Genomic DNA, 9,837 nt, shown 5'->3' with positions numbered 1-9,837 from the left:
ATCAATCATGCAGAGGGATATTTGGAGCCCAAGAACTTGAGTAATTTAAGTGAAGGGTTTGACTATGTATATCAGCATAAAGATCACTTGGGTAATATACGGGTTGCATATAGTGATACTAATGATGACGGTAATATTGCAGTAAGTGAGATCAAGGAGGAGAAGAACTATTACCCATTTGGATTACAACATAAGGGATATAATACTATTGTTACAGGGCGCGAGCATAATTATGGATTTGGTGGTAAAGAAGAAAATGAGGAGATCGGATTAGATTGGTTAGATTTTGGAGCAAGAAACTACGATGCAGCTATTGGGAGATGGATGAATATTGATCCACTAGCTGAGCAAATGAGAAGACATTCTACATACAATTATGCCTTTGATAATCCTATCTTTTTTATTGATCCTGATGGGATGGCTCCTTTTGGTTTTGATAAAGGCAAGCCAGATCATTCTGATAACCCAGGAGGTATTGCCCCAATACATAATAGACAGAACAATGATGACCCAGAATTTATTCCACGTTATACGCCTAATTATATAGCAAAAGGACCAGGGAAAAAGCTAAAACCTAGTGCTAAAGTGGTAGACTCTAGGAATAGGGCTAGAAAGGCTTTAAAAGTCTTAAATGGTAGAAGTACAGTTTCGGAAAGACGTGCAGCTTCAAGACAGGGTAAAACCAAAGCAAGTACGCAAGGATTGCTTTTTTCTTCAATTGCATATTCTTCATCACGTATGGCAGATTATATGATTGGTCAAAGTTCAGGATCTACTGTAAACAGACATTTATTTTATAGCCCATTAAATCGAGGCATGTCTAATTGGACATTATTTTCACTGGACAAAAAAGTAACTCCTAAAATAATTGGGGGATTAAGAGGTTTAGGTTACGGAATCTCAATTTATTCGTCCATTAGTATTGACAGAAGTTTTGAAGCTGGTAATATAAACTCTTTGGAAAGATCATATGGTCATTTTTTAAACTTTGTGGGTACCGTGATACCAGGCCAACTTTCAGTAGGTCTTTCATTAGGAGATTATTTGGGGACGAAATATCATGCTGAAATAGCTAATAGTGTAGAATCCGGTTTTTTAAATAAAATGGTAGTTCAAGGATTTAAGGTATTAGGAATGCCCACGAGTAAAGAGGAGATGGACGGAAATTAGATTTATTTTTCCTTCCACTCCACAAAGACTCCCGTCTTTGAGGCTAAACAATTAGGCTCAGCTAAGATATCGCTGATTTGCAATCAGTGATATCTTAGCTGAGCTTTAAACTATGATTGTTGGCAAATATCAGCATAGTGTCATCAAAGATTGTGTGTATACAGAAGATAAAAACAGCTATAGGGATACGCTCCTATAGCTGTTTTTTTGGCTAATGGATTAATCAACAATTGTCCTTGATTGTTGATGTTCATTATAAAAATCAAGATGAGTAAATCGATACCGTAGGACTAACGGATCAATAATTTAGCGTAGCAAACGATTCCCCTCATTCATGTGACTTCATAATGATTTTTTAAGAATATTCATGTTATAATTTCTAAAACCTGCATCTAGTAAATAGGGGACTACTTTTTACGATAAGGGTAAGCTTCCTACATAAAACAATTCAAACACACACAAATTACATCACATGAAAAAGATTACTTTTTACATGTTCCTTCTTGTAGTAGGCTACACAGGAATGGCACAACAAACACAATACAATGTAACTGCGGGTAACGGCAATGGATTACGTTTCTGGAACAGCGATTCTTATAAAATCCATATGGGTACAGGAACCGAATATGCTTTTGGTCCTGTAACAAATTATAGTATAAAATCAAATATGAATAGTACAGCAGGTAGAGGATGGACCTGGGGTATAACAGGGCAAGTACCCGTTGCAGGTTTGAGTAATGTTGGAGATATGCGCATTGGCGGGAATTTTACAACTGATGGCATCAATCTATTTAATGATGAAGAAGGTAATAATGTAGGATCTATTATTGCGGATAATGACGGGATAGTGCTAAATGCAATTGCTGATAACCTAAGTATACGATCAGGGCATAATCTTTCTGTTGTGGCAAGTGAATCTAGCTGGAGATCAGATTATTTTAGTTTTTCAGGGAATGAATTTGGGATCACTGTATCAGATGAATTTTATCTTACTTCTGAAGAAATCAATCTAAGAGGAGCTGTTGAAGTAAATGATAAAATCACCTTTGATAATGGAGATATGCAATCAACGATTGGGTATACTGGGGATGATAGTGATTTTGTCATCGAAAGTAATGCCGAAGATTTTGAAATAGAGGCAGAGCAATACCTTAATATTAATGCAGGAGGAGAATTAAACCTAAGATCAGAACTTACGTCACTTTACGGGACTAGCGAAACTAGTATTGGGAGCAAACAGCAAACCTATATATCATCTATAGAAGAAGTAAAACTCTGGAGTAAAGTAATAGATATAACCGCTACTGAACAATTAGAGATTGACAGTGATATCTCTCAATTCTCTGGTAAAGTCACTTGGGGAACTGCAGGAGCAGAGTTAAAGACAGATCAGGGTGCTGCAATAGAATTAAGAGGGACTGGTGTGCCTTATTTAGATTTTTCTAACGATGCTTCGACTGACTATGATATGCGATTAATCCTTAGGGATGACAATACCTTAGGTATTTATGGTGGAAAACTTGCCGTTGATGGAACAATAAATGCCAAAGAAATCCATGTAAAATCAGACGTGTGGTCAGATTTTGTATTCTATGATGATTACAAATTACCTTCATTAAAAGAAGTAAAAAAGCATATCGAAGAGAAAGGACACCTCAAAGATATCCCAAGTGAGAATGAGGTATATAAAAACGGTATTAGTTTGGGAGATATGGATAGTAAACTGCTTCAGAAAATAGAAGAACTTACCCTGTATACCATTGCACAAGATGAGCAGCTCCAGAGACAAGAAGAAGAACTTGCAGCCATGAGAATTCTTGAGGAGCGCTTAGCGAAATTAGAAAGCTTACTTATCAAAACAACTAAATAAGAGTAGTAATGAAACGTAGAGTTTTAATACTAATAAGTGTATTCATGGTGGTAGCCACAATGAATGCACAATCCGCAAGAGAAGCTGTAAATTTTCCGACTCCAAATGCGGGTAGCTTGGGATTGTTTGGGGATATCCCAGCAAATCATTTTACAGGAATTCCTAATATCAATATACCCCTACATACCGTAAGTAGCGGAGATCTAAAAGTGCCAATTAACCTTAGTTATCATGTTGGGAGTGTAAAACAAGATAGGCATCCAGGATGGACAGGTCTTGGATGGAACTTATCTGCAGGAGGAGCCATAACTAGAATAGTTAATGACGTGCCTGATGAAAAAAAATGTGTTGAAGAGTGTCAGGATTGGTGGCAATTTAGTAATGGGTATAATGTAGATGATCATTACCGGTATTTAGAACAAGATAACTGGGATTCACAAACGTCTCTTAATGGCTATGTCGCTGCCAAAGTTTTATACGCCCATGAAACTCAGGCAGATGAATTTCATTTTAATTTTTTAGGGTATTCAGGGAGTTTTTACTTAAACCATAAGGGAGAATGGGAAGTAAAATCAGAACATAATCTCACCGTATTGTTTGATGAAAATAATGGATATGTGACTAAAGATGACATAAGAAATACCCCCATGGGAGCAACTTATGCATTGTTAAAGAATGATGTTTTCTATAATGAATTTACCATTGTTGCTGACGATGGAACTCGATATGAATTTGGAGGATTGGACGCAACAGAATATAGTACTCCATTTATTTATACAGCTAGTGTTGATGAAGACCTAGTCTCTACTACTTTTCATTTGGTAAAAATTACAACACCAAATGGTGAGGTTATTGATTATACTTATGAAAGAGGGCCTTTAATTCCTACGTTTTCTAACAACTATTATTATGTAAGCTATTCTATCGGATCTGATTGTAACACTACTAGTTCTTCTTTTAGCCCAAGAGGCAGGGGCTTTCTTAATTTTCCTGTATATCTTAAAACTATAGAATCTTCGGATCAGTTAGTGGTAGAGTTTACAAGATCAAATACAAATGAATTACGATATAAAGATATTCATTTTAGATATCCAACGAATCAGGAACCAGATATAGATGATGGATATGCTTATTATTTTGAGGATAACGATTTGCAATGGCAACAATTAGATGAAATTAGAGTAACTAATAAAGGTAGAGTCTTAAAGATTTTGGACTTTAATTATACTTCTTCTAGCGAAGAAAGACTAAAACTTCTTTCTCTAGAACAAAAAAATATTGGGGATGAAGATATAGAGACTTTTGGAACCTATAGTTTTGAATATAACCCCAATAAAATGGCCTATTATATAGCTGACACCGTAGATCATTGGGGATTTTATAATGGGTTCGATGTGAGTACATACACACCTGCCAATACTCAAGAACTTATGGAGACCTATCACGAAGTTCGGGCACCTGATCTTACCGGAGCCTATTATAAATATGAAACATTAGAGAAAATCACATATCCTACTGGTGGATATACTGAGTTCGAATATGAACCCCATATGTACAGGAAGGTGGTCAATAAAAATAGAGCAACGCTTACTACATATTCAACCAATAAACCTTCAGGAGGATTAAGGATAAAATCAACGCACTCATATACCGATGTCTCTGCTGACCCTGTTACCAAAGAATATTATTATGTAAAAGGGTATACGGGACAAACCAATGTATCTGGTTTGACTTCTAGTGGAATTCAAAATTCTATTCCTCAATACTATTGGCCAAATTATGTGGGGAAAGATGTTGATGGTAATTCATTTACATACACGCGATTTTCTACAAATTCATATATAAATGATGCGTTCAATGGTCAAGGAAGTCATGTAGGGTACTCAGAAGTTGTAGAAAAAACTGCAGGAAATGGGTATAAAATATATAAATTCACTAATTATGATACCGATGAGCACGGCAATGCACATTTAGATGTGATGGGGATTACTACTGATCCGCAATCAAGTGTATATTCACCTTCTTCAAGTAAGGCTTTAGAAAGGGGAAAGCCAACATCGATTACTTCTTACAATGAAGCGAATCAAAAACAAGAAGAAAAAATCTTCTATTACGAAAAATCGTCTGATGATTTTATTCGATCGGTGCAAACAAATTTGATCCTTCAGCCAAGCTGCTCAGGACCTCTTGATTTTCCCAAAACGGCGTATGCTATAGGGTATAAGAGATACGTGTATCAATACAGGCTGCAAAAAGAAGAAACCAAGTTATATCAACCAGCAGGTACGAACACTCCTATCGTTTCGAGTACAGAGTTTGACTACAATGATTATAATCTGATCTCAAATAAAACCTATATAGATAGTAAAGGAGATGCCTACGAGACCGCATACCAATATGCGTTTGATAGTCCTGCAAATACAGGAATGACTACTACTGATTATTCTAAAATGCAATCGAACTATATGCTGAATATGCCAATTACAGAAAAAGTAAGTCTTAATGGAAATGATATTCAGACCAAAGGAAACCTGTATGCAGATAAAGGATCTTCTGCCGGCACGTTTACAGGAGATTTGATTGTACCAGAGGGTATAAAGATAGGCAAAGGAGAAATTACAAGTTTAGTTTCCTTACCCTATGATATAGAGTTCATTTCTTATTATACCAATGGTAGAGCAAAAGAAGTCTCAAACCTAGACGGAACAAAAATAGTATATATCTGGGGATATGGAGATAGACATAGTGAATACCCCGTGGCAAAAATAGTAAATGCCCAGTTTTCTGACATCAGCACTTCTATTTACAATAGTGTTATCATTGCCGCATATAATGATACAGATCATTGTACAGGAGGAACTTGTAAAGAAGAAGCATTGAGAGGAGCCTTGCAAGACCTTAGAGAAGCGTTACCCTATGCGATGGTCACTACCTATACGTACAATCCAGGAGTTGGCATGACAAGCAAAACAGATCCCCGAGGATATACTACTTATTTTGGATATGATGAGGCACAGCGCTTAGAGGAAGTAAGAGATAACGATCGCTATTTGATATCTACTAATCAATATAACTATAAAAACTAATACAATGATCACTAAAATAAGAATACTCGTACTTGTGATTTTTGTTCTAAATATCACAAGTGCCATTGCACAGACGGTTACAGAAAATTATGTCAAAACTACAATCTATCAAAATGAAGTAACAGCAGATGCTTCCGCTTCGGCTACCGATAAATTAGAAAGCATACAATACATTGATGGGTTAGGGAGACCAAAGCTTTCTGTTGAGAAAGGCACGTCGCCAAATCAAAAAGATATTGTCACTCCCATAATATATGATGATTTTGGACGACAAGTCAAAGATTACTTGCCATATGAGGCCTCAAACGGAACAGGAATTTATAGATCCTCAGCAGTTAATGAGGCAGCGAGTTTTTACAATACTACGGAGTATGAGAATACTACAAATCCGTATTCTGAAAAGCTATTCGAAGCCTCTCCTCTTAGTCGGGTGCTAAAGCAAGCAGCCCCGGGTTCGGATTGGGCTTTAGGAAATGGACACGAGATAGAGTTTGATTACCAAACGAATGGGTTAAATGAAGTGATTCGATTTGATGTTGTTTTTACAAATGATGATATCAGTGCGCCTACATTATTTACTAATGGGTATTATGATAAAGGAACACTGACAAAAACAATTGTCAGAGATGAAAATCATACCAGTGCAACAAGCAAAGATCATACGACCGAAGAGTTTAAAGATAAACAAGGTAGAGTAGTGCTTAAGAGAACTTATGAGAGTGAAGTACCTCATGACACTCATTATGTATACGACGATTTTGGTAACTTAACTTATGTGTTGCCTCCAGATGCAAGCCAGAGCCCAAACTTTGGAGGTTCAGTTTCTGCTACCTTAGAATCTACGGCAGTAGTTAATACCGATGAAACCTTAGATTTGGTTGCTAGCGAATTAATTACCTTAAAAACAGGTTTTAATGCCAAAACAGGAAGTGTTTTTTCTGCTATTATTAGCGATGAAGACTCAGGGAGTAATTCTTATGATCTATGCTATCAATATAAATATGATCACCGCAATCGTCTGGTAGAAAAAAAGATACCAGGTAAAGGTTGGGAATATATTGTATACAATACACTAGATCAACCAGTACTGACTCAAGATGCTAATTTGCGAGAAAACAACCATTGGTTATTTACCAAATATGATGCTTTTGATAGAGTAGCTTTTACAGGATTACATATACATTCATCAGCAATTAGTCGGGAAGCCATGCAAGCACTTGCGGATAATACAACCGCTTACACGCAATATGTAACTCGTACCAATACAGTATCTACTATTGCGGATACAGAAATTTACTATACCAATGGAGCGATTCCGCATGGGGTTTCAGAAATATATATCATCAATTATTATGATAATTATGGTTTTGATACAGCACTGCCAGTTGCACCAACTACTGCTTTTGATCAAAGTATTACTACCAATACCAGAGGTTTGGTTACAGGAAGCAAAGTAAGGGTGTTAGGAACTGATTATTGGATTACTACGGCGACCTATTATGACAAAAAAGCACGACCTATCTATGTGTATTCTAGTAATGAATATCTAGAAACTACCGATATCACGATGATGGAGTTAAACTTTACAGGAAATGTTTTGCAAACACAAAATAGTCATAAAAAAGGAGATCTTGCCGAGATTATTGTTCGAGAAAATTTCACCTATGATCATGCTGGTCGATTATTGACTCATTACCATCAGATAGGGAATCAGACGTCTGAGTTATTAGTAAGCAATGATTATAATAAATTAGGAAAGCTAGAAACCAAAGCAGTAGGAAATACAATAGCGAATCCGCTACAAGAGATTAATTATGCTTATAATATTAGAGGTTGGCTGACCAAAATTAATGATCCTAATACCACATTAACAGACGACCTATTTGCATTTAAGATCAATTATAATACTACTGATCTTACGGCAGCTACTGAACCACTTTACAATGGTAATATCAGCGAGACTCATTGGAAAACTCTAAATGACAATAGGCTGCGTAACTATAGTTATTTATATGATGGATTAGGTAGATTGACATATGCCGGTAATTTAGGAACAAGCTATAATGTTTATGGCATTACTTATGACAAAATGGGAAACATCCAAAGTCTTAGAAGAAACGGGGCAACCAATATCGCCGCTACTAGTTTTGGTACTATGGATAATCTAAGTTATACCTATGATACAGGTAGTAAACTCCTTAAAGTGTCTGACTCTAGTGGCAGTACAGAAGGATTTAACGATAAGAATACAGCAGGAGATGATTATACATACGATGCAAACGGGAACCTGACATCAGATGCCAATAAAGGGATTACCACTATAGGATATAATCACCTGAATTTACCGACCTATGTGAATGTACCCACAGGAGGGAGATACTCGAATGCATTAGGGTATACTTATGATGCATTAGGAAATAAGCTTAGTAAAAACATATATCAATATTACTACTCCAAAACATTTTATGCCGGTAATATTATTTACAAAGAAAATCCAGTTACCAATGTGCTAGAATTACAGTATATCAAACACGCAGAAGGGTATTTAGAACCTGTTAATGGAATCAATGCCACAGGTGGTTTTACATATTCCTATCAACATAAAGATCATTTAGGAAATATAAGACTCTCTTATGAAGATACTAATAATGACGGAAATATTTCTGTAAGTGAAATCAAAGAAGAGAAAAACTACTATCCGTTTGGATTGCAACATCGAGGGTATAACGCTACGGTTGTAGGACGTGAACATCCTTATGGATATAATGGTAAGGAAGAACAAGAGGATCTAGGATTAGATTGGTTAGATTTTAGTGCAAGACACTACAATGCAGCAATTGGTAGATGGATGAATATAGATCCCCTTGCTGAGCAAATGAGAAGGCATTCTGCTTATAATTTTGCGTTTGATAACCCAGTATACTTTATCGATCCAGATGGGATGGCTCCAGATGGACCACCCGATGATAATCATTTTTCTCCATTCAAAAACTCCTATGTCGGAAGAGCGATAGAAAGTAGTCTTCCTTCAGGCCCTGTTTTTGAAGGATCAGTTTCTATACAAGGGAAATTAGGCCCAGGAATCAAAGGAGAAGTTTCTCTGGGAAAAAACGTCAAAGCAGGTGTTGATTTAGCAATAGCCGAAGGTAGTGCTACCCTAAGTACAAAGGACGGAGGAACCCTTTCAGCGAAAGGATCAATTTTAAGTATGAAAGGATCTTTTGTTGCACCAGGTGTGGGTACTGCAGAATTCGGAGGTGCTGTAGGTGAGGTCAACGGATCGATAAATGCTAATGGAGAAAAGACTGGAGATGTAGCCCTGGGAACTATTTTTGCAAAAGGAGAAACGGAAAATGGTGTTTCTGTTAACGAAAGTGCCACCTTGGTAAGTTCTAATGAAGATAAAAGTTTTACCTCTTCAGGGGAGACGCTTAAAAGTCAAGATGGTGGAGTTGGCACCTCATTAAAAGGAGATGTCTTAGCGCTCTCAGTTAACCTTTTAAAAGCAGTTAAGGTCTCAGTTTCGGCTAACCTAACCAATCTGAAAAACAATGCGAACAATGCATTTACCTTATTAGGAGCTCTTATTATGGATAGCCTTGAGATACCAGAAATTCCTGATGAAGAAGGGTATTAGTATATCGAGTCCAATGATAGAATTAATTTGAGGACTTGTCAATAGTTTTAAAACAATTATTGGGTAAGACCCGT

Annotated in this window: 4 protein-coding genes; all 4 read left to right on the top strand. The window is 36.5% G+C overall.

The annotated features are described in order from the left end of the window. A partial coding sequence (locus DZ60_RS23395) for an RHS repeat domain-containing protein (RefSeq protein ID WP_034230079.1) occupies positions 1–1,170 on the top strand: 1,170 nt, incomplete at its 5' end. 472 nt (positions 1,171–1,642) lie between these two features. Further along, positions 1,643–3,040: a hypothetical protein gene (locus tag DZ60_RS24440; protein ID WP_025743447.1), complete on the top strand. Its 1,398-nt coding sequence runs from the start codon at positions 1,643–1,645 to the stop codon at positions 3,038–3,040. An 8-nt stretch (positions 3,041–3,048) separates the two neighbouring features. Beyond that, complete coding sequence (locus tag DZ60_RS0118155; protein ID WP_152537468.1) at positions 3,049–6,126, top strand: hypothetical protein; 3,078 nt, start codon at positions 3,049–3,051, stop codon at positions 6,124–6,126. Positions 6,127–6,130: 4 nt separating this feature from the next. Continuing rightward, on the top strand, positions 6,131–9,763 hold the full coding sequence (locus tag DZ60_RS0118150; protein WP_025743445.1) for a DUF6443 domain-containing protein: 3,633 nt from the start codon (positions 6,131–6,133) through the stop codon (positions 9,761–9,763). The last annotated feature ends 74 nt before the right edge of the window (positions 9,764–9,837 follow it).

The sequence above is a fragment of the Aquimarina pacifica genome, from assembly GCF_000520955.1.
Lineage (GTDB): Bacteria > Bacteroidota > Bacteroidia > Flavobacteriales > Flavobacteriaceae > Aquimarina > Aquimarina pacifica.
The sequence above is the reverse complement of the archived record's forward strand: the minus strand, read 5'-3'. Positions and strand labels throughout refer to the sequence as shown.